This window comes from Microbacterium esteraromaticum (assembly GCF_014084045.1).
Lineage (GTDB): Bacteria > Actinomycetota > Actinomycetes > Actinomycetales > Microbacteriaceae > Microbacterium > Microbacterium esteraromaticum_D.
Genome location: NZ_CP043732.1, coordinates 1,645,403 through 1,670,369, shown reverse-complemented (window position 1 = coordinate 1,670,369; position 24,967 = coordinate 1,645,403). Strand labels below are relative to the sequence as shown.

The following is a 24,967-nucleotide window of genomic DNA, read 5'->3' as shown; positions in this document are numbered from 1 at the left end:
AGTCGTCGCTCACTTTCCCCGCATTGACAAGTCGGGGACTGGCGAGCATCATGACATTCACTTATGAAACACTCATTCGAGTACGAAACAGGAGTGCGATGAACGACGACACACGCAACCAGGCGAAGCGCCTGCTCGTCACTTCCGGAGTCGCCAGGCTCGACCGTCGCCACCTGGAGCAATTCTCCGAAGCCGGATTCGAACTGGATCTGCGATATGAGCTCAGCGGCATCCGCGACGAGGAGACCCTCGTCGATGCCCTGGACGGCGCTTGGGGCGTGATCGCCGGAACCGAGCACTACACTCGCGCCGTCCTCGAGCGCTCCCCTGGTCTGCGAGTGATCGCGCGGTGCGGCGTGGGCTATGACGCGATCGATGTCGACGCGGCAGACGACCTCGGCACGGTCGTCACCACAACGCCCGGAGCCAATGACGAGTCAGTGGCCGAGTTCGCCGTCGCCCTCGCCGTCGCGCTGCTCGGCAGGGCGGCGCCGGCACGTCGGCTCGCCGATGAGACCGTGGCCGTGATCGGGCTGGGTGCTATCGGCATGGGAGTCGCCCGTCGATTCGCGGGGTTCGGCAGCCGGGTGCTGGGTGTCGACCCCTGGGCAGACCCTGCGGCCTGCAGAGCGGAGGGCATCGAACTGACCGGCATGCCTGCGGCCCTCGCCGCAGCGGGCGTGATCTCCCTGCACGTTCCGCTCAGCAGCGCCACCGCAGGGCTCATCGGGGCAGAGCAACTCGCCCTGATGCCGCCCGACTCCCTTCTCGTCAACACCGCTCGCGGGGAGATCGTCGACGAAGGGGCACTGCTCGATGCGCTCCGCTCCGGCTCCATCGGCGGCGCCGCACTCGACGTCTTCCTCGACGAGCCGCTGCCGCCGGGCCACCCCATCCGCGAAGTGTCGTCGACGATCCTGACGGGGCACATCGCGGGCATGACCCAGGCAAGCGTGATGGCGATGCTCGACGACACACTCGCGCACCTCCTGCGGATACGTGCGGGGATGCTGCCCCGGCGCGGTGTCGTAAACAGACGTCTGCCGGCGAAAGGCGCACCTTCGGCCACCACGACAGCCGACCTTTAGGAGCGATGGATGACCGGCTCGAGCACGCTGAAGCAGCGTCTGGCACGCGGAGAGGTTCTGGCCGGCGCCTGGTGCTCGATCGGCAACGCCGCCTGCGTCGAGATCCTGGCGAACTCGGGCGCGGCCTATGTCGCACTCGACCAGCAGCACGGTGACATCTACCCGTCGACGACCCCTGCGCTGGTCGCGGCCGCGGACGGGCGCGCTCAGGTACTGATTCGCGTCGCGCGCAACGAACCACAACTGATCGAGAAGGCTCTGGATCAGGGCGCCGATGCAGTGATCGCGCCTCTCGTCGAAAGCCTCGACGACGCCCACCTCCTTCGCGACTCAAGCCGCTTCCCCCCTCACGGCAGACGCAGCTACGGCGGACGAACGCGAGGCGTCATGCGAGCAGACGGGGACCCGCGCACCGCGAATGATCAGGTCGCCTGCATCGCCCTGATCGAGACGATGGCGGGCGTGGAGAGCATCGAGGAGATCTGCACCCGGGGCGGGATCGACGCGGTCTACATCGGTCTGAACGATCTCGCGCTCTCTTTGGGGCTGTCCCCGAAGATGGCTGTCCAGGAGGGCCCACATGCGCGGGCCGTCGAGCGGATCGCCTCCGCGTGCCGTGACGCAGGCATCGCGTGGGGCGCGCACGCTTCACCGCAGACAGGCGTTGATGAGCTGATCGCCCGCGGGGCCCAGTTGATCACCGTATGCAACGACATCGCGCTCATCGAGAACGGGGCCCGGCATGCCGCCTCCGCCGCTGCTGCTGCGGCCGTCTCGGCGGCGGCAGCTCACAACGATTCGGCTCCGGAGACGCGCGCGCGCGTCAAGCGTCTCGCCGACCGCGACAGGGCAGTATGAAGTTGCTCCACATACTCCGGTGCATAGTCGTCCATGCTTCCCGTAACAGCGAGGCCCGCCCGCTTCTTGTATCCGGGCAGCGTCACCGGGACGGCGATCGCGAAGCGCCCGAGGATCGCCCCTTCGAGATCAACAGCAAAACCTGCGGTGCGCGACTCGTCGACCTCGCGCAAGAACTCGGTCCGATCGGTGATGGATCGAGAGGTGAGCGAGGGAAGCGATCGCGGCACCACCCTCTCGATCTCGGTCGTGTCGAGCTCTGCGAGCAGGACCTTTCCCAGTGCGGAGCAGTTCGCCGGCACCCGCGCCCCCACGTACGTCACGCTGACGAGGGCCTGCTCAGGTTGCTGCTTCGCAGTGATCAGCACGTCGAAGCCACTAAGGACGCCGAAGTTGACTGTCTGACCGCTCTCTTGCGAGAGCTCGCGGAGTATGTCAGTCAGCTCCTCGGGTTCACCGAGCTTGCCGATCGCCCCGGTGAACTCCAGCACACCATGGGCGAGGTGGTATCCGCGACCGCCTGCGCTCGTGACCAGGTCCACCTCCTCGAGCTCGCGAAGGACGCGAAAGGTCAGCGACTTGCTGGATCCCGTCTCACGTGCGAGCTCGGCGATCGGAAGCGGAATCGGCGAACGCGCGAGCGTGAGGAGCACGCGGGCTGCACAGCCGGCCGCGGGCGCAGAGTATCGCGACGATTCCGACTTGATCTCACCACCACCGCTCGATCGACGAATCGGCGCACGGGTCGTCACCTCGTTCGACATCAAAGCACCCCCACGGAGATCATGAAAGGAACTATATATGAACCAGCGACCCTGCCCGCGTCTCACACATGAACTATCGCAGCACTCTGACAGCGCTGGCCTCGATCACGCCAGCCCCGAACGCACCATCGCAGTCATCTCGGGCGAACCATACCGAAGCATCGCGCTCCGCTACCTTGCGGCCGAGGCGCACCTGTCCGGTCTGGTGGCGACACGATCGGATGACAAGAACCCCTGGGGAGCGCTCGTGATCGGACAGGCGGTCGATCGCAACGCTCTGCGGGGGCGATACAGAGAACTCCGGGCGGTGAGGATCGTCGGAGATCGACACACGGGCTCGAGCGGAGAGATCAGTCCCGAGCTCGTTGCCGACAGATGTCTGGCCCTTCTCCTCGAGCGGAGTCGGGCGGTGTCAGCCGCAGACCGCCTCGTCCGCGCAGGCGGGTGGCGCCCTGCCGACGTCCCTCCCGCGCTCCATGGAAGCTCGGTGGCGATCGTAGGCAAGGGCGAGCAGGCGGTGCGCACCGTCAACGGACTCCGCGCGTTCGGATGCATCACCGCCACGTACGGCTCGATCGCGAGCGCACACTCCGCGAGAGCAGACGAGGATTGGACCATCATCCTGCCGAGCGGCGGCAACACCGCTCACCCGATTTCGGCAGATTCAGCGACGACGATCGATGCTCGACACGTCTCCGCTCCGCCCTGCACGTGGAATGAACCTCAAGAACACGAGATTCGCCGCGCGGTTCGGGACCTTGCGGTGGCGGCCCTCGCCCCGGAGTGACCCCTCTCGGGAGGAACGCCCTGTTCTGACAGGCAGTCTCGAATCAGCCGCGGACGTTGCCGTTCGAGCAGGTCTGCACGGCGGCCGAGTTGCCCTTGATGGTCGAGGGCAGCTCTGCGACGTCATCCGGAACCGGGTTGGGGGTGCCGGATTCCGTGGGCGCGGGGGTCTCGGGCTCCTGCACGACCACACCGTCGTTCGCGGTGGTCTCGTGAGTGATCTGCAGCTGCTTGTTGGCCGCGATCGCGTCCCACAGGGCGGTCGCTGCGCGCTTGTCCGGCACGACCTTGTTCGGGTTGCTGGGGTCTTCGACGGTCGGGTACTGCACGAACACGATGTCCTCGAACGGCACGCTCTTCACGGCGAGGGCGATCTGGACGATCTTCATCGGGTCGGCCAGCGAGGTCGACGCCTCGAGGTTGCTGAGCCCGGTGTCTGCGAGGCGGAGCATCACGGGGACGTTTCCGAGAACTTCGCCGCTGATCAGCTTGCGCGCCAGGCTCGACATGTACTGCTGCTGGTTGCCGATGCGGCCGAGGTCGGATCCATCGCCCACGCCGTGGCGGGTGCGCAGGAACTGCAGCGCCTGAAGCCCCTGGATGGTGTGCGTGCCCTCGGCCATGTCGAGACCGGTGTGCCTGTCCTTGATGGGGCTCGCGAGGCACACGTCGACCCCGCCGATGGCATCCGTGATCTCGATCACGCCGCCGAAGGTGACCTTCGCGGCGAACTCGATGTCCTCGCCCGTCAGCGCGGCCACGGTCTTGACCACGCAGTTCAGACCGCCGTCCTCGCCGCCGTGCTCGTACGCCGTGTTCAGCGGCTGCTTGCTCATGGCCGACTTGGTGTCGCCGTTCGCATCGGTGCACTCGGGGATGGGCAGCATCAGGTCACGGGGAAAGCTGACGGCCGTGACGCGACGCGGCTCGGACGAGACGTGCACGAGCAGGTTCACGTCATTGAGCGTGCCGCCTGCATCCTTGCCGGAGCAGCGCTTGCCGAACAGCTCCTTGTACTTCTCCTCGCACGTGTCGACGCCTGTGAGCAGGATGTCGAACCCACCCGGGTAGGCGCCGATGTCCGGCGGCAGCTCCTTGGTGTCCTCGAGCTCGACCGCGTTGGCGCTGACGGTCGACGTGAAGCCGGTCAGGACGTAGCCTGCGACACCCACGCCGCTCACCAGGACCACGGCGAGTGCGACGCCGATCAGCTTGAGCAGCTGACCCACCGCACTGGGCGAGCTCAGCTGACCATGGCGCGCCACGGGCTGGCGCCGTTTGACGGACGTGCTCACTCGGGGAGGCCTTTCGACAGGAAGCGGAGGGTGTGGGATTCGAACCCACGGGACATTGCTGCCCACTGGTTTTCAAGACCAGGTCCATCGGCCGCTCGGACAACCCTCCCGACTCCGGTTCGCACCGGACGGTCAGACGTCGAGTCTATCGGCTTCGGGGGAAACCGATCGCGGACGCTCCATTCTCGCGTGAGCGCCTGGGTATCTTCTGGGCGACGTCGGTCAGAGAAGGGTGCGCAGGGCGGATGCCAGGCCGCCGTCCTCCACGGCGCCGGTGAGCTCACCGGCGGCGTTCTGCACCTCGTCGACGGCCTGCCCCATGGCCACGGCCCGTCCTCCGCCCGCGAGCGCCCAGGCGAACATGCCCAGGTCATTGCGGCCGTCGCCGGCCACGAGCACCTTCTCGCGAGGCGTCCCGAGCTGCGTCCGCACGCGCTCCAGGGCGGTGCCCTTGTCGACGCCCTTCGGAGCGATGTCGAGCCAGGCGGTCCACCCGACGGCGTACGAGACCTCATTCAGGCCCGCCTCGGCGACGATGCGCTGGAAGTCAGCCTCGTCGTGCTCGGGCGAGACGACGACGATGCGCGAGACGGGCTGCTGCATCAGCTCGTCGAAGTCGACCTCGCGGCCCGCATCGAGGGTCCAGTCGTCGAGCACGTCGGTGTAGAGCCTCTCCCCCGAGCCGAGTTCGACCATGTACCGCGCCTCGGGCAGGGTCTCGCGCAGCAGCGCGAGCACAGGCGCGGGATCGAAGACCTCGACACGCCACCGCTCCCACTCGTCGCCGACTCGCCGCATCACGACTGCGCCGTTCGAGCACACCGCGTACTCGGCCATCAGGCCGAGCTGGTCGATGTATCGCTTGGTGCCGCCCCAGCTTCGCCCTGTCGCGAGCATGACCTCGTATCCGGCATCCCGCACCTCGCCGACCGCCTCGACGACTCCGGGACTGAGGGTCTCGTCTTGCAGCAGGATCGTGCCGTCGATGTCGAGCCCGACGAGGCCGCGCGAGCTCACTCGGCGCCCTGCGCGCCTGCAGGCTCTTCCGACCAGCCGATCGGCCGCAGCACCTCGATGCCTCCCAGATATGGACGAAGCACCTCCGGCACCGTCACCGATCCGTCGGCCTGCTGGTGCGTCTCGAGGATCGCGACGATCCATCGCGTGGTCGCGAGGGTGCCGTTCAGGGTCGCGACGGTGCGCGTCTTCGCCGGGGACGCGTCGTCGGACTCAGGTCGGTATCGGATGTCGAGCCGGCGCGCCTGATAGGTCGTGCAGTTCGACGTCGAGGTGAGCTCGCGGAACGCGCCCTGGGTGGGCACCCATGCCTCGATGTCGAACTTGCGGGCCGCGCTCGACCCCAGATCGCCCGCCGCGACGTCGATCACGCGGTACGCGAGACCGAGAGCCGTGAGCATCTCCTCCTGCAGTGCGACGAGGCGGTCGTGCTCTGCCTCGGCGTCCTCGGGGGTCGTGTAGACGAACATCTCGAGCTTGTTGAACTGGTGCACCCGGATGATGCCGCGGGTGTCCTTGCCGTACGAACCGGCCTCGCTGCGATAGCAGGTCGACCAGCCGGCGTAGCGGTGGGCGCCCTGACCGAGGTCGAGGATCTCGTCCTTGTGGTACCCGGCGAGCGGCACCTCGCTCGTGCCGACGAGGAACAGGTCCTCCTTGTCGAGGTGGTAGACCTCGTCTGCGTGCTCACCGAGGAAGCCGGTGCCCTGCATGATCTCGGGGCGCACCAGCGTCGGGACGATCATCGGCGTGAAGCCGTTCGCCAGCGCCTTGTCGAGCGCGAGGTTCATCAGCGCGATCTCGAGGCGCGCACCGACTCCCTTGAGGAAGTAGAAGCGCGAGCCCGAGACTTTCACGCCGCGCTCCATGTCGATGGCGCCGAGCATCTCACCGAGCTCGAGGTGGTCGCGCGGCTCGAAGTCGTAGGTGGGCACGTCGCCGACGCGACGGAGCTCGACGAAGTCCTCCTCGCCGCCGGAGGGGACACCGTCGATGATGACGTTCTCGATGCGCTCGAGCGCGGATGCAGCGGCATCCGCAGCCTCGTTGGCCGCCTGCTGCGCGGCCTTGACCCTGTCGGCCAGCTCCTTCGCCTGCGCGACCAGCGCGGCCTTCTCGTCCTTCGGAGCCTTGGCGACCGTCTTGCCGAATGCGTTCTGCTCTGCGCGCAGCGTCTCGAAGGCGTTCAGCGCGTCACGACGCGATCGGTCGGCCTCGATCGCCGCGTCGACCGTTTCGGGCGCGTTCCCGCGCGCGATCTGTGAACGTCGGACGAGCTCGGGCTCGTCGCGGAGAAGGGCGAGATCGATCATGGCCCAAGTCTATCGAGGCGGTCCGCGCGGCCAGGGCGACGCCGGCCGGGGGCGGCCCAGGTCGTAGAGTGGCGTCATGTCGGCATCCGGGAACGAGCGCGCGCACGCGGCGCTCGTCCTCAACCCGGTGAAAGTCGACGCCGAGCGCCTGCGCTCGGGGCTGCTGTCGCTCTCCCGCGCCCACGGCTGGGCGCCGCCGCGGTTCTACGAGACGACCATCGAGGACCCCGGCCAGATGATCACGCGAACCGCTCTCGACGAGGGCGCCGCCGCCGTGCTCGCCGCCGGGGCGATGGCACGATCCGGGCCGTCGCCGAGAGCATGGCGGGCACGGGAGTCCCGTTCGCCGTCCTCCCCGGCGGCACCGGCAATCTCTTCGCCCGCAATCTCGGTCTGCCCCTCCTCGACATCGAGAAGGTGATGGAGGCCGTGTTCACCGGCTTCACGCATCCCGTCGACATGGGCTGGGCGCGACTCAGCCGCACCGACGGCAGCGTCACCGAGCACGGCTTCGTCGTGCTCGCCGGCATGGGGCTCGACGCCGACATGATCGCCAACACGCGACCCGACCTGAAGCGCTCGGTGGGCTGGGTGGCGTACCTCGACGGAGCCGCTCGCTCGCTGCCAGGCGCGAAGCCGTTCCGCGTGGTGTATCAGATCGATGACGGCCGGCTGCATTCCGCCAAGGTGCACAGCATGCTGTTCGCCAACTGCGGTGCCCTTCCCGCCGGTATCGCCCTGCTTCCGGATGCCTCACTCGATGACGGCGCCATGGACATCGCGCTGATCCAGGCGACCGGCCCGCTGGGTTGGCTGGGGATCTGGCGCAAGGTGTGGTGGGACAACTCGGTGCTGCGGCGCACCCGTGCCGGGCGGCTCGTGCTCGAGCGTCGGGGTCGCGACGCCTCGATCCGCTACCTGCGAGGAGCCGTTGCGGAGGCCGCGATGATCGGGCCCACGTCGATCGAACTCGACGGCGACGAGCTGGGCGTCGCGGTGCGGATGGTGTGCCGCGTGCAGCGCGGAGGACTCACGATCGTGCTGCCGGAGGGACACGACACCTCGCGCTTCTGATGGTCGGTCAGCCCTCGACCCGCACCGCCGCGTCGAGCCCGCCGCCGACGAGCGTCAGCTCGAACGGTCGATCGTCGTCTCCGGCCGGCACGAGGATGGGCGTGAGCCGCGGAGCCATGTCCATCGTGCAGACGCCGTCGATCTCGGCGAACGTGACGGTGGCGCCGGACTGCGCCGGCTGCACGTCGTCGACGACCGGCGCGCACGAACTGGAGCCCCAGGTCAGGAGCACGATGCCGTCATCGTCGAACCAGCTGGCTGACGGCTGATACTCGGTCGCGCCCTGCGGGGCCTCGGCGAGAGCATCGAGATCCGCATCGTCGGTGCGCTGTCCGTGCTCGACCTCCACCTCCACGTCGGCGGTGACGTCGACCCCCTCGGGGACGGGCACCAGGAGCGCGCGGGGGCGAGGTCGTCGGTGCAGGCCTTCTCGCCGCTCGCGGCGAGGGTGATCCGGATGCTCTGCCCCGATGCCGTGACATCGCCGAGCGATGGGGCGCACGACGATGATCCCCACGTCAGGATCGCGAGGGAGCGACCGCCGTCGATCCATGCCACCTCGACCTCGTCCGCCCCCGCGGCGATCGGCGGGGTGGAGACCCCGGTGGGCGCACTCGAGCTCGTCGGGGCGTCCGATCCTGGAGTCGTCGCGCACCCGGCGGCGAGCAGCGCGACGGCGGCGAGCGCTGCGGCGGAGGGAAGGACGCGGAAGAGGTTCATACCCCGATAGTGTCACGGCGACGGCGACCGTCCCACCGCCCTCGCCGACTACTGCAGCGCAGAGGTGAGTCTGGCGAGGTTGTCGAGCACCGTGGAGCGCAGTGGCTGCTGCATCCATTCGTCCAGCGTCAGCTCGCGGCTGAGCGCGCGGTACTCGTCTTCGACGACGCGCATCTCGTCGACGAACTCCTCGCCGCGGACGAGCATCGAGACCTCCATGTTCAGACCGAACGAGCGCATGTCCATGTTGCTCGACCCGATCACCGCGACCTGGTCGTCGACGGTGAGGCTCTTGGTGTGCAGGATGTAGGGCTTGGGGTACATCCAGATGCGGATTCCTGCGCGCAGCAGCGCCTCGTAGTAGCTGCGCTGCGCGTGGTAGACCATCGCCTGATCGCCCTGCTCTGACACGAACAGCTCGACCTGCACGCCGCGGTCCACCGCCGAGGTCACGGCCGCGAGCAGGGCCTCGTCCGGCACGAAGTACGGGCTGACGATCATGATCCGCTCCTGCGCGGCGTACAGCAGCCCCAGGAAGAGACGGAGGTTGTTCTCCACCTCGAATCCGGGACCGGAGGGAACGATCTGGCAATCCAGGTCTCCCGCTCCCGTCTCGACCCGGGTGATGTCGGTGCCATCCGGCACCGAATCGGTCTCGGCGTAGTAATCGCTGAGGAACACGCCGTTGAGACTTGCCACGACGGGGCCGTCCACCCGCACCATGAGGTCGACCCAGTGCAGGCCCTGCCTGATGTTCTTGGGCAGGTTGTACGAGGAGTCGGTGATGTTCTGCGAGCCGAGGAACCCGATCGTGCCGTCGACGACGAGCAGCTTGCGGTGATTGCGCAGGTCGGGTCGCTGGATACGGCCGCGCAGGGGCTGCACGGGCAGCATGAGATGCCAGTCGGCGCCCATCGCGTCGAGCCGTCTCACCGTCTCGCGGTACTTGGGCTTCCACCGGTTCGCCCAGTAGTCGAGCAGCACGCGCACGGGGATGCCGCGGGCGGCGGTCTCCTCCATCGCGCGGAAGAAGCCGTCGGTCGACTCATCGGCCTGCAGGATGTAGAACTCTACGTGCACATACTCCTCGGCCCCGCGGATCGCGTCGGCCATCGCGTCGAGGGACGCCTGGTAGTCGCTGATGAGGTGGGCGCCGTTGTCTCCCGAGAGCGGGAGTGCGCCCATCGCCTGATTCATCCTGACCAGCGGGGGGAACCACTCCGGCGGATCAGGACGAAGGCTGCCGAGGTGCAGGCTGCTCGCGATCTCGGCGATGTACTCGTTGACCTGGGTCTGCTTGCGACGACGGTGGCGCGGCAGCTTGGGGTTGCCGATCAGCAGGAAGAGCAGGATGCCGAGCACGGGGATGAAGAAGATCGCCAGCAGCCATGCCATCGCGGCGGTGGGACGGCGGTTGCGCGGCACGACGATGATCGCGAACGCTCGGACGGTCAGGTCGATGACGACATAGCCGAGCACGGCCCACCAGGGCCAGCTGTTGATGTCGAGCACAGCGCCTCCCCTGCCGATAGCCTCGGTTCAGCGTAGCCGGTGCCTCAGACGCGGGGCGGCAGGCCGCGAGCTGCTCGCTCTTCGGCCTCGATCTGGGCGTGCACCTTGCGCTCCGTGCGATCGAAGCGAAGGATGCCGCGGAGCACGATCACGAAGACCACGCTCACGGCGATGGTCGGCAGAAGTGCCCATGCCGCTGCGACCCAGAAGTTCTCCACACCCTCATCGTACCGTCCGCGTCTATGAGCGAGGCCGACGCGAATCAGATGCGCCTGCATCCTTCCTGCACATCGCCGCCGATGCGGCAGCTGTGCACAGTTGCCGGCGAACGCCGCCGATCCGGGATCGCACGGTCGGCACCGGCGAGCACACTCCCTTCATGACCACGATCATCCACGCCACAGACCCCGCCGAGTTCCTCGGCCTCGTGCCGGCTCTCGCCGGCTTCACCCCACGGCGCAGCATCGTCCTGCTGCCCTTCCACGGCTCGCGCACCCAGGGTGCGATGCGCATCGACCTTCCAGCCGCCGACGTCGATCCCGACGACTTCGCCGACGTCGCGCTGCGGGCGCTGCTGCAGGTGCCCGATACCGATGCGGTGGCGCTCGTCGTGTACACCGACGAGCCTGTCGCACAGGTGCCCGACGGTGTTCTGCTGCCCCATCTGTCGCTCGCCGAGACGATCGTCGACGTCTGCTCGCACACGGGGCTGCGCATCGTGGAGGCGCTGTGCGTCACCGACGACGGATGGGCCGACTACCTCGACGATTCGCCGCTCGTCCACCCGCTCGACGAGATCCCCGCCGCACCAGCGGTGCCTGGCATCGGCGACGTCAGCGGCGACCAGCTCGCCGGCGCTGAGCTGCCCGCGAGCGACCTCGTGGAACGCGAGAGGGTCGGGCGCGCGCTGCGAGATCTCGCCGAGGCGATCGATCACAGCCTGCACGGTGGGGCGCGCGGCACCGAAGACCCCACGACTCTGATGACAGCCGAGGTGATGCTCGACGACCTGCCGCACTTCGTGGAGCACCTGCTCGACTCCCCCGCCGACGACGACCCCTACGCGTGCGCCGCACTGCTGTGGTGCCTGAGCCGCCCGCCGCTGCGCGATGCGATCCTCGTGCAGTGGGCGACCGATCTCGACTTCGGCTACCGCGCATTCGACGCCCAGCTTGCGTTCACGAGCGACCGCACGACGGTGCCGGATGCCGTGGCCGAGGTCTTCATGGGCCGCGGGCCGAGGCCCGACTTCGACCGGCTCGGCTGCGCCCTGCAGGTGGTGCGCTCCGCTGCTTCCCGTGCTCCGCGCCACGCCAAGGTCGGCGCTCTCACCGCGGCCGCCTGGCTGTCGTGGGCCATGGGGCGCTCATCCCACGCCGGCGCGTACATCGACGAGGCCCTTCGACTCGAGCCCGCTCACAGCATGGCCTCACTGATCTCGAACATCCTGGCGGCGGCGATGCTGCCGGAGTGGGCGCTGCGTCGACCGTGATCAGTCGGACGTCAGCGGATGCAGGCGCCGACCGAGACCTCGTCCGATGCCTCCGCGACCTGCGCGATCACAGGCAGCAGCTCGTCGTTGGTCATCGCGTAGCCGACGTTCTGCGTGGCGGCGTCCTTGGCGAACACCATGCCGGCGACCTGCCCCGCGTCGGTGAGCAGCGGTCCGCCCGAGTTCCCGGGCTCCACCTGCGCCCGCAGAGCGTACACGCTGCGCATGGCGGCGGTGTCTCCATAGATGTCGTTCACCGGAGCGCTCGACGACGAGATGACGCCCGCGGGCTCGACTCGGAACGGGCCGCCGAACGGATAGCCCATCACCGCGGCGCCGGCACCGGGCGACAGCGCCTCCGACAGAGCCAGCGGCTCGGCGCGCACATCCGCAGAGACCACGGCGATGTCGTCGATCGGATCGAAGTACACGACGGTCGCGTCGCGGGCGGCCTCTCCCGGCACCTCGACGATCGGCGAGCCGACGCCGGCGACGACGTGCGCATTGGTCATGATGCGGTCCTCGGCGATGACGAAGCCGGTGCCGGACGAGATGACACCGCACCCGTCGGCCGAGCCCGAGATCCTCACCACGGAGCCGGCCGCCCTCTCGAGTTCGGGTGTCGCGAGCTCGATCGGCGTCGGCTCCGGGGCGGCGTCGAGCTGTCCCGGCTGCAGCAGACCCTCCAGGCTCGGCAGTCCCGATTCGCCGAACACCAGCGAGTTCAGGCGGGCAGCCGCCTCGGCGACCGGCTGCGGGATGTACCTCTCGACGGTGCGCAGCAGGGTCGACGAGGCGACGGTCGCCGACAGACCGGGGACGCCCGCCGAGGAGATGGCCGACCCGACCATGGTGATCGCGAGCGCCGCGGCGATCACGGCTGTCACGCCGCCGAGCATCCGCTCCACCAGGCGCAATCTCAGCCGATCGGCGCCCTTGCGCACCAGTCGGCCGATCGCCGAGCCGATCGCCACCCCGACGGCCAGCAGCGCGACCGCGGTGACCACGAGCAGAAGCCCCCGCCAGCCGCTGTCGGGCACGGCGCGAGCGACGAGCGGCAGCACCCACGGCGCGGCGAGCGCGCCGAGCACGAGACCGCACAGCGACCCGAGCACCGCGAACAGCCCCGCACCCAGCCCCGTCGCAAGCGCTGCGATCAGCAGCACGGCGATCAGCAGGTCGACGAGGTTCGGCGTCACGGCCGGCGTCCGGTCACTTCACGAGCGGGAACAGGATGGTCTCGCGGATGCCGAGGCCGGTGATCGCCATCAGCAGTCGGTCGATGCCCATTCCCATGCCACCGCTCGGCGGCATGCCGTGCTCGAGCGCGCGCAGGAACTCCTCGTCGATCGGCATGGCCTCGTCATCGCCTCGCGCGGCGAGCTTCGCCTGCTCGACGAAGCGCTCACGCTGGATGACGGGGTCGACCAGCTCGGAGTATCCGGTGGCGAGCTCGAAGCCGCGCACGTACAGGTCCCACTTCTCGACCACGCCTGCGATCGAGCGGTGCTCGCGCACCAGGGGCGAGGTGTCGAGCGGGAAGTCCATCACGAAGGTCGGGCGCACGAGGTCGACCTTGACGAAGTGCTCCCAGAGCTCTTCGATCAGCTTGCCGTGCGTCGGGTGCGGCGGGATGTCGACCCCGTTCGCCTCGGCGAACGCGATGAGCTCGGCGAGGTCGTCCTGCGGGGTGAACTCGCGTCCGGCCGCGGCCGAGAGCGAGCCGTACATCGAGATGCGGTCCCATTCGCCGCCGAGGTCGTACTCGGTGCCGTCGGCCCAGGTGACCGTGGTCGAGCCCGCGACGGCGACCGCCGCGTTCTGGATGAGCTCCTGGGTCAGGTCGGCGATGCCGTTGTAGTCGCTGTACGCCTGGTAGGCCTCGAGCATCGCGAACTCCGGGCTGTGCGTGGAGTCGGCGCCCTCGTTGCGGAAGTTGCGGTTGATCTCGAAGACCCGCTCGATGCCGCCGACGACCGCGCGCTTCAGGTACAGCTCCGGCGCGATGCGCAGGTAGAGCTCGGTGTCGAAGGCGTTCGAGTGGGTGATGAAGGGACGGGCCGAGGCGCCGCCGTGCTGCACCTGCAGCATCGGGGTCTCGACCTCGAGGAACTCGTGAGAGGTGAAGGTCGCCCGCAGGCTGGCGTTCACGGCCGCACGGGCGCGCACCGTGGTGCGCGCCTGGTCGCGCACGATGAGATCGAGGAAGCGGCTGCGCACACGACCTTCCTCGCTGAGCTCGGAGTACGCGTTCGGCAGCGGCAGGATGGCCTTCGACGCGATCCGCCAGGCATCCGCCATGATCGACAGCTCGCCGCGACGGCTGGAGATGACCTCTCCCTGCACGAAGACGTGGTCGCCGAGATCGACGAGCGCCTTCCAGTCGGCGAGCGACTCCTCTCCGACGTTCGCCAACGAGACCATGGCCTGGATGCGTGAGCCGTCGCCGGCCTGCAGCGTCGCGAAGCAGAGCTTGCCGGTGTTGCGGCTGAACACGACACGACCGGCGACACCGGCGACCACGCCGGTCGCGGTGTCCGGCTCGAGGTCGCCGTACTCGGCGCGCAGCGCCGGGATGCTGTGCGTGACGGGCACAGAGACGGGGAAGGCGCCGCCGCCGGCATCCGTCCGCTTCTCGATCAGCCGCTCGCGCTTCGCGAGGCGAACCGCCTTCTGCTCGAAGACGTCGTCCTCGAGCTCGGCGGATGCGGGGGTCGGCGCGGGCGCGTCAGTCATGGGTGGGGCTCCTCGGAAAGTCCCTGCAAGTCTACCGGCGCCTCGTTACCCGCCATCGCGGGCCGCCTCAGAAGAGAGGCGGCTCCGCGGGGTCCGACGCCTCACGAAGAGCCTGCTCGACGGTCGACCCGACGAGAGCCGACAGGTATCCGCCCGGGTTCTCGACCCCGACACCGCGCAGCAGGCCGGTCGCCTGCTGCACGATGCCGCGCGAGAACTCCGACGCGGTGGCGATGGCCTCGGCGTACACCGCGCGATCCTGCTCCGCGATGACCACGGGTTCACAGCCCATCTCGACTGCGAGCGCCTGCGCGATCGGCAGCACCGCGGCCGGTGCAGTGACGGCTGCGAAGGCCGCCTGCAGCTGACGCAGGTCGATCGTGGTGCCGGTGAACGAGATCGCGGGATGCACGGCGAGCGGGATGGCCCCGCGCTCGGCGGCAGGACGAAGCACGTCGGTGCCGTACCCGGCATCGGTGTGCAGGACGAGCTGTCCGATCTGCCAGCCGTCGAGCTCGGCGATGCCGCTGACCAGCCCGGGAAGCTCATCGTGCGGCACGGCGATGATCACGAGCTCGCTGCGTCGGATCACCTCTAGGGCATCGAGCACGGGTACACCCGGAAGCACAGCCGCCGCGCGCTCGTCGTCGGAGCCGGAGGTGATGCCGGTGACGGCATGGCCAGCGCCGGCCAGCGCGGCGCCGATGACCGGGCCGACACGGCCGGCCCCGATCACCCCGATGCCGAGGCGCCCGGCTCGGATCACGGCTGCGCCGCTTCGGCTGCGTGCTCCGCTCCGGCTGCGTGCTCCGCTGCGTGCTCGGGCGTGTACTCGGCCCAGCGATGCGTGCGGTCGGCAGACGCGGCGAGCGCGGCGGCCCGGCTGACGCCGTCGAGCAGCGCGATCGCATCGTCGCGCTCGAGTCCCGACAGGTTCCCGGTCACGGGACCTGTGACGGAGTGGATCTGTCCCCGCGAGACGCGCTGCAGCCGGTCGATCGGCCCCTGCGAGATCGACACGCTCTGCAGGCGGGCGAGCGGGAAGACGGCGAGCCGCCGCCACAGGAATCCGCGGCGCACGAGCACCGAGTGCGCGGTGAGCCGGTAGCCGTGCCTTCTCCACGACAGCGGGCGGCGCCACCAGGCTCGCGCCGGGATCGTCTTGTAGGGGTCATCGGCGGCAGGACCGGTCACCCCGCTCTCCCACATGGCGCTGATCTCGTGTGCGGCGATCCCGGGCAGCACGAGCCCGAGCACCCGCTCCACGTCGGCTCGTCGGCCGACGGGCAGCACGATGTTGAACTGCTGGGCGTTGCCGGACTGCTGCTGCGTGGCGCTCTTTCCCGTCATCCGGTTGATCTTGACCGTCCACCAGCCGAACGGCCGCCACAGCAGCGACTGCGAGACCTCGACCGCGAAGATGCGGCCGGGCGGCAGGGTCTCGGTGACCGTGGTGAGCAGTCCGAAGGTGATCCGCACGCCGTCCGGCGTGGATGCGATCGAGTAGCGCAGCGACTTCGAGATCTGCGCCCAAGTGATGCCGACCACGGCGATGACCAGCGGGATGCCCATGCCGAGGCTGAGCGCGACCATGCCGATCGCGATGTCGGCGTGGTCTTCCCCGTCGGCGGTCATGCCGAGGTACATGGAGATGATCGAGACGAGGTAGATCGCTCCGAAGAAGAGGATCCACAGCACGGCGACGATGAGCTGCGAGCCGATCAGCCGGCCGGCCGGGATCTTCACGACGCTCTCGGGGGCGACGTCGGCCAGGTCGACGCCTTCGATCAGCCCCGAGACCCCCGCGTTGACCGAGCCGATGAGCTGTTCGCGGGTCGTCCGGGGGGCGGCTCCCGATGCCACGAGCCTGGCGTTGCGAGCACCGGCCGCCAGCCTCAGGATGTCGGCGCGCACCGCCTCGGCCTTGGCGGTGGAGAGGTACTCGAGGGGCACGTTCGCGTCGTTGCCGGCGCCGACGACCTCGAGCTTGGCGAGTCCGATGATGCGGGCGGGGAACGGGCGGGTGAGGTTGACGCCCTGCACGCGGTCGAGCGGTGCGCGTCGGTGCGAGCGGAACAGCAGTCCCTTGCGCACCTCGACGTGAGCGCCGGTGATGCGGAACTGGTGGAAGCGCCACAGGAACCAGAAGATCGCGATCAGCACCACCACGAGACCGAGCACCGCCAGGAGCGCCAGAAGCACCAGGTCGTTCTCGAGCACCCAGTCGACGGGATCGCCGCCCTGTCCGCCGTATCCGGCCTCGGGGGCGAACAGCGCCACCATCCACCCGATGACCTTGTCGCGCATGTTGGTGATGACGATGCCCGCCACCACCAGCAGGGCGAGGCCGCCCTTGAAGAGCGGCGTGAGCGGATGCATCCGGTGCCATTCGCCGTCTGCGAGCGACGACGAGCCGCCGTGCGGCAGCGTCTCCGGTGCCTTCACGGCTGCAGGGTTCTCCGGCGTGCTCACAGCCCGGTCCGCCGGTTCTCGGCGACCTCGATGAGAGTGTCGCGCAGCGCCTCTGCGGCGCCCTGCGTGAGGCCGGGGATCTGCACGCCGGTGGCCGCGGCGGCCGTCACCATCTTCAGCTGCGACAGACCGAAGGTGCGATCGAGCGGACCCTGAGTGATGTCGACCAGCTGCATGCGTCCGTACGGCACCGCGACCATGCGCTGCCACAGGATGCCACGGCGGAACACCACGTCGTCGGCACGCAGCATGTAGCCGAGCGCCTTGGCCTGGCGCGGCAGGATGGCGAGGGTGACCAGGTCGATCGCGATGAACGCGCCGGCCGGGATCCAGACCCACGACTGCTCGAGCACCGTTCCCGCGACCACCGCGGCGACGGCCACCAGCACGATGATGATCGCGTTCTGGACGAACTGCGAGGCCACGTAGCGGGGCGAGATCTGGTGCCACGTGCCGTCGAGCGAAAGGGCGCCTTCGCCGCGCGGGACGCGGATGCCGGTGTACGTTCCCTCATCGAGCGCCGCCGGTGCGGCCGGAGCTTCGGGAGCGGCCAGAGCTTCGGGATCGGCCGGAGCGGCCGGAGCTTCGGGAGCGGCCGGAGGTGCAGCCGAAGCCGAGGCCGGGGGTGCCGGCGGAGCCGCCGGGGCGACTGCGCCTACCGGTGCGGCTGCCGGAGCCGGCGGTGCGGCCGCGGGAGGTGCGGGCGGAGCCGGTGCGGCTGCGGGAGGGGCAGGCGGCGCGGGCTGAGCTGTGGGTGGGGTGAACGGGTTCGGCTCACGGGGCGGGTTCGTCTGGCTGTCGCTCATCAGGATCCTTCGGCAGTGTGCAGAACTGTTCTGCGATGAGCGCCACCCCGACCAGCAGTGCTGCGCCGATGATGAGGGCGGTCATCGCCACCACCGACCCTACCGGCGCGGGCACCGGACGGGTGACGAGGAAGAGCAGCAGACCCGCGCCGAAACCGGCCATGATCGCCCCGACCAGGCTCGACGCGCGCGCGAGCGTCGCTGCGCGCAGCGCTCGGAAGGGGTCGATGCGCCGACCGCCTCGAGTGCTGCGGCGCACCGGCAGCGCCAGCAGCAGCACGGCCGCGGCGAGGAGCACGAGCAGCACCGGCAGGAAGCCGGACGGCGTGAAGGTCGCGCGGCCCGTGACCGTGAGCAGGTGGTCGAAGGCGAAGCCGGCACCGGCCGCCAGCAGCGCCAGCACGAGCAGGAGGGGTCCGGAGGTGCGCTTCATCGATCGTCCGATGAGCGCAGCCTGCGCACCAGCTCGTCGACACGTCCGGCACCGGGAAGCACGGCATCGGGGTCGATGCTCAGCCACGGCTCCAGCACGAACAGCCGCTGGGCGGCACGAGGGTGCGGCACCTGCAGATGCTCGGCGTCGCTGGTGAAATCGCCGTACGCGATCAGATCCAGGTCGAGGGTGCGGTCGCCCCAGCGCTCGATGCGCACCCGACCCTGCTCCTCTTCGACGGCGTGCAGCATGCCGAGCAGCACCTGAGGCGCGAGGCGCGTCGTCATCAGCGCGACGGCGTTGAGATACGGCGGCGCGTCGGGGTCGGGGCCGTCGGGCTTCACCGCCACGGTCTCGATGGGCTCCGACAGCACGAGGTCGTCGACCAGCGGCAGGCGGCGCAGGCGATCGGCCGCCGCCCGCAGCATCTCGCCGCGATCGCCCTCGTTCGATCCGAGCGCGATCACCGCGACCTGCGGCTCACGCCCCGGCCCGGGGTCTGGCAGGTCCGAGAGGTGGGTGAGGCGGCGGTCCATCACGCGCGCTCCCTGCGGATCGTCACCGCGACGTCGGCGAAGGTCTGCTCGATCGGCGCGTGCGGCTTGTGCACGGTGACCTTCACGCTCCGCACGCGCTCGTCGTCGAGGGCTGCATCGGCGATGCGCTGCGCGAGGGTCTCGATGAGGTTCACCGGCTCGCCGGCGACGATCGCCGCGACCCGATCGGCCAGCTCGCCGTAGTGCACGGTGTCGACCACGTCGTCCGACGCGGCGGCCGCGGAGAGCGACAGCCGCAGGGTCAGGTCGATCGCGAACTCCTGCCCCTGACGGCGCTCGAAGTCGAAGACGCCGTGATAGCCGAACACGGTCAGTCCGGTGAGGGTGATCTCGTCCAGCTCGTCCATGTCAGGCTCCATCCCATGCGGTGGTGACGGCGAGGGCGTCGCGGGTCGCACCGACGTCGTGCACGCGCACCGCCCACGCTCCGGCGCGTGCGGCGAGCGCGCTGGTCACCGCGGTGGCGAGATCGCGTCGCGGCTGGTCCGCCTCGCCGTCGAGAGTCTCGGCGAGGAAGCGCTTGCGCGAGGTACCCACGAGCACGCGGTGCCCGAGCCCGATGATCTCGTCGAGCCCGCGCAGCACGTCCCAGTTCTGCTCCCCCGACTTGGCGAAGCCGATGCCCGGGTCGAGGATGACGCGCGACGGCGCGATGCCGGCCGCGGCGGCCGCGGTGACGCGCTCGCGCAGCTCGGATGCCACCTCGCGAGCGATCCGCGTGTACTGCGCACGGGCGTACATGTCGGAAGAGGGCCCGCGCCAATGGCCGATGGCGATGTCGGCATCCAGATCGGCCACCGTCGCGAGCATCCGCTCGTCGGCCAGCCCGCCCGAGACGTCGTTCACGACGCGCGCTCCCGCGCGCACAGCGGCGCTGGCGGTGTCGGCGTTGAGGGTGTCGATCGAGGCGGGGATGCCCTCGGTCGCGAGAGCCTCGAGCACCGGCAGCACGCGGCGCTGCTCCTCGGTGCTGCCGATGCGCTCGGCCCCGGGCCTGGTGGACTCGCCGCCCACGTCGATCACGCTCGCGCCCTGCGCGCGCATCGCGCGTGCTCGGGCGACGGCGATGTCGAGCTCGACGTACCGGCCGCCGTCGCTGAAGGAGTCGGGGGTGATGTTCAGGATGCCCCAGATGCCGGTCATGCCTGACCGCCGCCGATCAGGGCGATCAGCTCGGCGCGGGCGGCCGGCTCGGTGAACTCGCCGCGCGCGGCGATGGTCACGGTGGTCGCTAGGGGCTGACGGCCGCCGCGCATCGTCACGCAGCCGTGCGACGCGTCGAGCACGACGAGCACGCCCCTGGTGTCGAGGTTCTCGGCGATGGCATCCGCGATCTGCTCACCGAGCCTCTCCTGCACCTGCGGGCGGGTGGCGAGCGTCTCGACGACCTTCACCAGAGCGCCGAGCCCGACCACCTGCTCGCCGGGGAGGTATGCGATGTGCGCGACGCCGGCGAACGGCAGCAGGTGGTGCTCGCACACCGAGCGGAAGCGGATGTCACGCAGCAGCACGGCCCCTGAGGGCAGGGTGTCGGGCGCGGGCCCGCGCGAGACACTGATCGTGCGCGCGAGGTGGATCGCCGGGTCCTCGCCCACGCCGGCGAAGAACTCGGCGTAGAGCTCGGCCATCCGGCCCGGCGTCTGCGTGAGCCCCGGCCGGTCCGGGTCCTCGCCGATCGCCTCGAGCAGCTCGCGGGTGAGCCGCTCGACGCGCGCCCTGTCGACGCTCACGTCACGCCGTCGCCGGTCGGGCCTGCCCGCCGGTCGCGGGCGAACCGGCGGTGCGGGCGGAGTCGCCCGGCTGCGAAGTCTGCGCGGCCACGCCCTCCTCGACGCGACGCGGCATCGCGATGGGGGGCAGCGTCGACACCGGACGCTCCTCGCTGGAGAGCCACTGCGGACGCTCGGGGAGCTTGCGCACCTCGGTGAAGATCTCGGCGATCTGGTTGTGGTCGAGGGTCTCCTCCTCGAGCAGCGCCAGCGCGAGGCGGTCGAGGATGTCGCGGTTCTCGCTGATGACCTTGTATGCCTCGTTGTGGGCCTGCTCGATGAGCGCGCGCACCTGCTCGTCGACCGCCTCGGCGACCTTGTCGGAGTAGTCGCGCCCGCGGTTCATGTCGCGCGCGACGAACATCTCGCCACCCTCCGAGCCGAGCTTGACAGGGCCGACCTGCGTGGTCATCCCGTACTCGGTGACCATCTTTCGGGCGATGTTCGTCGCCTTCTCGATGTCGTTCGAGGCGCCGGTGGTCGGGTCGTGGAACACGATCTCCTCGGCCACGCGCCCGCCCATGGCGTAGGTCAGCTGATCCTGCAGCTCGTTGCGGGTGACCGAGTACTTGTCGTCGACCGGCAGCACCATCGTGTATCCGAGGGCCTTGCCGCGCGGGAGGATCGTGATCTTGGTCACCGGGTCGGTGTAGTTCATCGCCGCCGCGGCGAGGGCGTGACCGCCCTCGTGGTACGCCGTGATGAGCTTCTCCTTGTCCTTCATCACGCGGGTGCGGCGCTGGGGGCCGGCGATCACGCGGTCGATGGCCTCGTCGAGGGCACGGTTGTCGATCAGCTGGGCGTTCGAGCGAGCGGTGAGCAGAGCGGCCTCGTTGAGCACGTTCGCGAGGTCGGCACCGGTGAAGCCGGGTGTCTTTCGCGCGACGACCTCGAGGTCGACCGACTGCGACAGCGGCTTGCCCTTGGCGTGCACCTCGAGGATGTGCTGACGGCCCTTGAGGTCGGGGGCGTCGACGCCGATCTGACGGTCGAAGCGGCCGGGGCGCAGCAGCGCGGGGTCGAGGATGTCGGGACGGTTGGTCGCCGCGATCACGATGACGTTCGCGTTCGGGTCGAAGCCGTCCATCTCGACGAGCATCTGGTTGAGCGTCTGCTCGCGCTCGTCGTTTCCGCCGCCGAGGCCCGCGCCGCGGTGACGGCCGACGGCGTCGATCTCATCGATGAAGATGATCGCGGGCGCGTTCTCCTTGGCCTGGGTGAACAGGTCGCGCACGCGGGATGCGCCCACGCCCACGAACATCTCCACGAAGTCCGAACCGGAGATGGAGTAGAACGGGGCGCCGGCCTCGCCGGCGACGGCGCGGGCGAGCAGCGTCTTGCCGGTTCCTGGAGGGCCGTACAGCAGCACGCCCTTCGGGATGCGGGCGCCGATCGCCTGGAACTTGCCCGGATCCTGCAGGAACTCCTTGATCTCGTGCAGCTCCTCGATGGCCTCGTCGGCGCCGGCGACGTCGGCGAAGGTGACCGTGGGGGTCTCCTTGTTGACGAGCTTGGCCTTCGACTTTCCGAACTGCATGACCTTGCTGCCGCCGCCCTGCATCGACGAGAGCAGCCACCAGAACAGCAGGCCCAGCAGCACGAGCGGCAGCAGGAGCGAGAGGAAGCCGTCGAACCAGGTCGCGCGCGGCACGACGTCGTTCGCATCCTTCGCCTTGATCTCTGCGCCGTCGATGGCCGTCACGACCTGGTCCGCGCGTGCTTCGACGTAGTAGAACTGCACGTTCTTGGCGCCCTCGAACTCCTTCGAGAGAGTGAGGTCGACCCGCTGGTCGCCGTCGGTGTTGACCACCTTCGTCACGGTGTCGCCCTCGAGCAGCTCGAGACCCTGCTGCACCGTGACCTGCTTGGGTGCGGAGAGATTCGAGATCAGCAGGAAACCGGCGAAGAGCAGTGCGCCGATCAACGCGACGTAGATCAGCGGATTGCGGGAGACCTTCTTGACATCCATGATGCGTTCAGCGTACCGCTCGGTGTTCAGGCGTCCGCTGTGCGTTCACCGTCGGCGGAACGGCGCGGGGACTCAGCTGTAGACGTGCGGCGAGAGCACGGCCACATCGCGCAGGTTGCGGTAGCGCTCGGCGTAGTCGAGGCCGTAGCCGACGACGAACTCGTTCGGGATGTCGAAGCCGACGTACTTCGAGTCGATCTCGACCTTCGCGGCCTCGGGCTTGCGAAGCAGCGCGAGCACCTCGATCGACTCCGCCCCTCGGGACTCGAAGTTCTCGAGCAGCCAGCTGAGGGTCAGGCCCGAGTCGATGATGTCCTCGACGATCAGCACGTGCTTGCCGTGCAGGTCGACGTCGAGATCCTTGCGGATCTGCACCACGCCGCTCGACTTCGTGCTCGCGCCGTAGCTCGACACGGCCATCCAGTCCATCGGGGCGTCCATCGGCAGCGCACGCGCGAAGTCGGCCATCACCATGACGGCGCCCTTGAGCACCCCGACGAGCACGAGATCCTTGCCCGCGTAGTCCTCGGCGACCCGGACTGCGAGCTCGTCCAGCTTCGCGAGGATCTCCTCCTCGGTGACGAGGATCTTGCTGAGGTCGTCCTGGATGTCGGCAGCGCGCATGGATCGATCTTAGGTCGATCCGCCGTGGGCTTCCGCACTACTGTGAGCGGTGGAGCGGGGCATCCGTCCTGCGGGGAAGGAACACATGAACCTCGACGAGATCCTGAAGCAGGTGCCGATCGACGACATCGCTGAGCGCTTCGGCGTCAGCCCCGATGTGGCGCGACAGGCCGTGCAGGAAGGCGGCGCGACGCTGCTGGGAGGCCTCGCCAAGAATGCGGAGACCGATGAGGGCTCGGCGGCGATCGAGAAGGCGCTGAACCGCCACGGCGGGTTCTCCGGAGCCTCGAAGGTCGATGACGTCGACCAGGCCGACGGCGAGAAGATCGTGAAGCACGTCTTCGGCGATCGCCAGGGCGAGGTCACCGAGACCCTCAACAAGAGCGAGAAGACCGCGGGCGGGATCGACTTCGGCAAGCTGCTGCCGATCCTCGCGCCGATCATCATGGGCATCATCGCCAACATGAACAAGGGCAAGTCGGGCGGCGCCGGCGGAGGACTCGGCGACATCCTCGGCGGACTGCTCGGCGGAGGCCAGGGCTCGTCCTCCGGATCCGCAGGCGGCGGACTCGGCGACATCCTCGGCGGACTGCTGGGTGGCGGACAGGGCTCGTCCTCCGGGGGCGGGCTCGGCGACATCCTCGGCGGACTGCTCGGCGGCCGCAAGTAGCCGCTAACGCGCGGTGAAGACGATCTGCCCGCCTGACCGCCGCGCGGTGCAGGCGGGCAGATCGATCGGCCCCTGACCCGACCAGTGGGTCACCAGGCGAGCCACCTCGAGAGTCTGGGAACGGGTGAGGCTCACTCCGAACTCGCTGTCGACGACGAGGCGGATGATGCGGTTGCGAAGCGCCGCCGGGTTCGCGGCGAGCGCGGCGACGCTGACCGCGATCCCCGCCTCGGCGTGCTCGACGATGTCCTCGATGGTCTCGTGGATCATCTCCTCGAAGGCCTCGGCATCCTCGCGAAGCTGCTCTGCCGTCCGGGCCAGCGCCTCTGCGATCCCCGGTCCGAGTTCGGCCTCGAGCACCGGCAGCACGCGCTCGCGCGTGCGCACCCTGGCGTAGCGGTCGTCGAGGTTGTGCGGGTCGTCCCAGGCCTCGATTCCGGATGCCGTGCAGCACGCGCGCGTGGTGACCCGGCGCACTCCCAGCAGCGGACGCATCCAGAGCATCCCGTCTTCGCTCGTGCGAACAGGCGCCATGCCCTGCAGACTGGCGGCGCCAGAGCCACGGGCCAGCCCGAGCAGTACCGTCTCGGCCTGATCGTCGAGGGTGTGTCCGAGCAGCACGGCCGCGGCGCCTTCGGCGCGGGCGATGCTGTGGATCGCCGCATAGCGGGCGTCGCGGGCGGCCGCCTCGATGCCGTCTCCATCGGCGAAGACGTCGACCTTCGTCTGCAGGGCGTCGTGCACGCCGAGCTGCTCAGCGGCGACGGCGGCGGACGCGGCGACGTCCGCCGAGCCCTCCTGCAGCTGGTGATCGACCGTCAGACTCAGCACCTGCATGTCGCGTGCGCGCGCCTCGAACACCGTGGCGGTCGTGAGCGCGAGTGAATCCGCGCCGCCGGAGAGAGCTACGATCACGGTGGCCCCGTCAGGCAGCGGACTCAGCGCGGCGCGGACTGCGCGGCGGACTTCGGCGATGGCGGGATCGAGCGATGGCACGGCTCAACGCTAGCGC

General features: G+C 69.3%; 27 protein-coding genes and 1 tRNA gene. 7 read left to right on the top strand and 21 right to left on the bottom strand.

Annotation, left to right across the window (positions count from 1 at the left end):
- Positions 1–98: 98 nt before the first annotated feature.
- Complete coding sequence (locus tag FVO59_RS07925) at positions 99–1,088, top strand: NAD(P)-dependent oxidoreductase (protein WP_182256345.1); 990 nt, start codon at positions 99–101, stop codon at positions 1,086–1,088.
- 9 nt (positions 1,089–1,097) lie between these two features.
- Positions 1,098–1,946 carry an HpcH/HpaI aldolase family protein gene (locus FVO59_RS07920; RefSeq protein WP_182256343.1) on the top strand — a complete coding sequence of 283 codons (849 nt, stop codon included), beginning with the start codon at positions 1,098–1,100 and terminating at the stop codon, positions 1,944–1,946.
- On the opposite strand, the gene FVO59_RS07915 is transcribed toward FVO59_RS07920, so the two are convergent.
- The gene (locus tag FVO59_RS07915) at positions 1,877–2,710 is read right to left on the bottom strand and encodes an IclR family transcriptional regulator (RefSeq protein ID WP_259363507.1); all 834 of its coding nucleotides are present in this window, start codon (positions 2,708–2,710) and stop codon (positions 1,877–1,879) included. The two genes, FVO59_RS07920 and FVO59_RS07915, sit on opposite strands and share 70 nt — an antisense overlap.
- 37 nt (positions 2,711–2,747) lie before the next feature.
- On the opposite strand from FVO59_RS07915, the gene FVO59_RS16745 reads away from it, so the two are divergent.
- Complete coding sequence (locus FVO59_RS16745) at positions 2,748–3,497, top strand: NAD(P)-dependent oxidoreductase (RefSeq protein WP_430736340.1); 750 nt, start codon at positions 2,748–2,750, stop codon at positions 3,495–3,497.
- A 43-nt stretch (positions 3,498–3,540) separates the two neighbouring features.
- Here the strand turns inward: FVO59_RS16745 and FVO59_RS07905 are convergent, their stop codons facing one another.
- The 4 genes from FVO59_RS07905 to serS all read right to left on the bottom strand — a co-directional run bounded on the left by FVO59_RS07905 (position 3,541) and on the right by serS (position 7,121).
- Positions 3,541–4,791, bottom strand: a complete 1,251-nt coding sequence (locus FVO59_RS07905) for an LCP family protein (RefSeq protein ID WP_182256337.1) — start codon at positions 4,789–4,791, stop codon at positions 3,541–3,543.
- Positions 4,792–4,815: 24 nt separating this feature from the next.
- Positions 4,816–4,900: transfer RNA gene (locus FVO59_RS07900), tRNA-Ser, on the bottom strand.
- A 113-nt stretch (positions 4,901–5,013) separates the two neighbouring features.
- Positions 5,014–5,808, bottom strand: a complete 795-nt coding sequence (locus tag FVO59_RS07895) for an HAD hydrolase family protein (protein WP_182256937.1) — start codon at positions 5,806–5,808, stop codon at positions 5,014–5,016.
- Positions 5,805–7,121, bottom strand: coding sequence for a serine--tRNA ligase (serS, locus tag FVO59_RS07890; RefSeq protein WP_182256335.1), 1,317 nt, complete (start codon positions 7,119–7,121; stop codon positions 5,805–5,807). The genes FVO59_RS07895 and serS overlap by 4 nt, the downstream gene beginning before the upstream one ends.
- A gap of 76 nt (positions 7,122–7,197) precedes the next feature.
- On the opposite strand from serS, the gene FVO59_RS16460 reads away from it, so the two are divergent.
- Both FVO59_RS16460 and FVO59_RS07885 read left to right on the top strand, forming a co-directional pair.
- The gene (locus FVO59_RS16460; protein ID WP_259363506.1) at positions 7,198–7,542 is read left to right on the top strand and encodes a hypothetical protein; all 345 of its coding nucleotides are present in this window, start codon (positions 7,198–7,200) and stop codon (positions 7,540–7,542) included.
- Positions 7,443–8,195, top strand: a complete 753-nt coding sequence (locus FVO59_RS07885) for a diacylglycerol/lipid kinase family protein (protein WP_259363505.1) — start codon at positions 7,443–7,445, stop codon at positions 8,193–8,195. Before FVO59_RS16460 ends, FVO59_RS07885 begins: the two co-directional genes overlap by 100 nt.
- Positions 8,196–8,202: 7 nt before the next feature.
- On the opposite strand, the gene FVO59_RS16455 is transcribed toward FVO59_RS07885, so the two are convergent.
- The 3 genes from FVO59_RS16455 to FVO59_RS07870 all read right to left on the bottom strand — a co-directional run bounded on the left by FVO59_RS16455 (position 8,203) and on the right by FVO59_RS07870 (position 10,645).
- Positions 8,203–8,586 carry a hypothetical protein gene (locus tag FVO59_RS16455; RefSeq protein WP_259363504.1) on the bottom strand — a complete coding sequence of 128 codons (384 nt, stop codon included), beginning with the start codon at positions 8,584–8,586 and terminating at the stop codon, positions 8,203–8,205.
- A gap of 377 nt (positions 8,587–8,963) precedes the next feature.
- On the bottom strand, positions 8,964–10,418 hold the full coding sequence (cls, locus tag FVO59_RS07875; RefSeq protein ID WP_430736345.1) for a cardiolipin synthase: 1,455 nt from the start codon (positions 10,416–10,418) through the stop codon (positions 8,964–8,966).
- Positions 10,419–10,471: 53 nt separating this feature from the next.
- Positions 10,472–10,645 carry a hypothetical protein gene (locus tag FVO59_RS07870; RefSeq protein ID WP_182256331.1) on the bottom strand — a complete coding sequence of 58 codons (174 nt, stop codon included), beginning with the start codon at positions 10,643–10,645 and terminating at the stop codon, positions 10,472–10,474.
- 161 nt (positions 10,646–10,806) lie between these two features.
- On the opposite strand from FVO59_RS07870, the gene FVO59_RS07865 reads away from it, so the two are divergent.
- Positions 10,807–11,919, top strand: a complete 1,113-nt coding sequence (locus FVO59_RS07865; protein ID WP_182256329.1) for a DUF4192 family protein — start codon at positions 10,807–10,809, stop codon at positions 11,917–11,919.
- Between the two features lie 11 nt (positions 11,920–11,930).
- Here FVO59_RS07865 and FVO59_RS07860 read toward each other — a convergent pair whose 3' ends face one another.
- The 12 genes from FVO59_RS07860 to hpt all read right to left on the bottom strand — a co-directional run bounded on the left by FVO59_RS07860 (position 11,931) and on the right by hpt (position 23,285).
- A complete protein-coding gene (locus FVO59_RS07860) occupies positions 11,931–13,118 on the bottom strand; it encodes a MarP family serine protease (protein WP_182256327.1) in 1,188 nt (395 codons plus the stop codon).
- Between the two features lie 13 nt (positions 13,119–13,131).
- Positions 13,132–14,655 (bottom strand): lysine--tRNA ligase, encoded by a 1,524-nt coding sequence (gene lysS / locus FVO59_RS07855; protein WP_182256325.1) that lies wholly within the window; start codon positions 14,653–14,655, stop codon positions 13,132–13,134.
- Between the two features lie 67 nt (positions 14,656–14,722).
- A complete protein-coding gene (locus tag FVO59_RS07850) occupies positions 14,723–15,421 on the bottom strand; it encodes a DUF2520 domain-containing protein (RefSeq protein WP_182256323.1) in 699 nt (232 codons plus the stop codon).
- Entirely contained in the window at positions 15,418–17,100 is a 1,683-nt protein-coding gene (locus tag FVO59_RS07845) for a PH domain-containing protein (protein WP_259363503.1), read from the bottom strand. The genes FVO59_RS07850 and FVO59_RS07845 overlap by 4 nt, the downstream gene beginning before the upstream one ends.
- A 23-nt stretch (positions 17,101–17,123) precedes the next feature.
- A complete protein-coding gene (locus FVO59_RS16450) occupies positions 17,124–17,681 on the bottom strand; it encodes a PH domain-containing protein (RefSeq protein ID WP_430736344.1) in 558 nt (185 codons plus the stop codon).
- A 220-nt stretch (positions 17,682–17,901) separates the two neighbouring features.
- On the bottom strand, positions 17,902–18,366 hold the full coding sequence (locus tag FVO59_RS07835; protein ID WP_182256319.1) for a DUF3180 domain-containing protein: 465 nt from the start codon (positions 18,364–18,366) through the stop codon (positions 17,902–17,904).
- Entirely contained in the window at positions 18,363–18,902 is a 540-nt protein-coding gene (folK, locus tag FVO59_RS07830) for a 2-amino-4-hydroxy-6-hydroxymethyldihydropteridine diphosphokinase (protein WP_182256613.1), read from the bottom strand. Before folK ends, FVO59_RS07835 begins: the two co-directional genes overlap by 4 nt.
- Positions 18,902–19,270 (bottom strand): dihydroneopterin aldolase, encoded by a 369-nt coding sequence (gene folB, locus FVO59_RS07825; RefSeq protein WP_182256316.1) that lies wholly within the window; start codon positions 19,268–19,270, stop codon positions 18,902–18,904. The genes folK and folB overlap by 1 nt, the downstream gene beginning before the upstream one ends.
- Before the next feature lies 1 nt (position 19,271).
- Positions 19,272–20,066 carry a dihydropteroate synthase gene (gene folP / locus FVO59_RS07820; RefSeq protein ID WP_182256314.1) on the bottom strand — a complete coding sequence of 265 codons (795 nt, stop codon included), beginning with the start codon at positions 20,064–20,066 and terminating at the stop codon, positions 19,272–19,274.
- Positions 20,063–20,653, bottom strand: a complete 591-nt coding sequence (folE, locus tag FVO59_RS07815) for a GTP cyclohydrolase I (RefSeq protein WP_182256312.1) — start codon at positions 20,651–20,653, stop codon at positions 20,063–20,065. The genes folP and folE overlap by 4 nt, the downstream gene beginning before the upstream one ends.
- A gap of 1 nt (position 20,654) precedes the next feature.
- A complete protein-coding gene (gene ftsH / locus FVO59_RS07810) occupies positions 20,655–22,661 on the bottom strand; it encodes an ATP-dependent zinc metalloprotease FtsH (RefSeq protein WP_182256310.1) in 2,007 nt (668 codons plus the stop codon).
- A gap of 72 nt (positions 22,662–22,733) precedes the next feature.
- Positions 22,734–23,285: a hypoxanthine phosphoribosyltransferase gene (hpt, locus tag FVO59_RS07805; protein WP_182256308.1), complete on the bottom strand. Its 552-nt coding sequence runs from the start codon at positions 23,283–23,285 to the stop codon at positions 22,734–22,736.
- An 85-nt stretch (positions 23,286–23,370) separates the two neighbouring features.
- Between hpt and FVO59_RS07800 the strand changes: the two genes are divergently transcribed.
- Positions 23,371–23,955, top strand: a complete 585-nt coding sequence (locus FVO59_RS07800; protein WP_182256306.1) for a DUF937 domain-containing protein — start codon at positions 23,371–23,373, stop codon at positions 23,953–23,955.
- A 3-nt stretch (positions 23,956–23,958) separates the two neighbouring features.
- On the opposite strand, the gene tilS is transcribed toward FVO59_RS07800, so the two are convergent.
- Positions 23,959–24,951 carry a tRNA lysidine(34) synthetase TilS gene (gene tilS, locus FVO59_RS07795; protein ID WP_182256304.1) on the bottom strand — a complete coding sequence of 331 codons (993 nt, stop codon included), beginning with the start codon at positions 24,949–24,951 and terminating at the stop codon, positions 23,959–23,961.
- Positions 24,952–24,967: the final 16 nt, after the last annotated feature.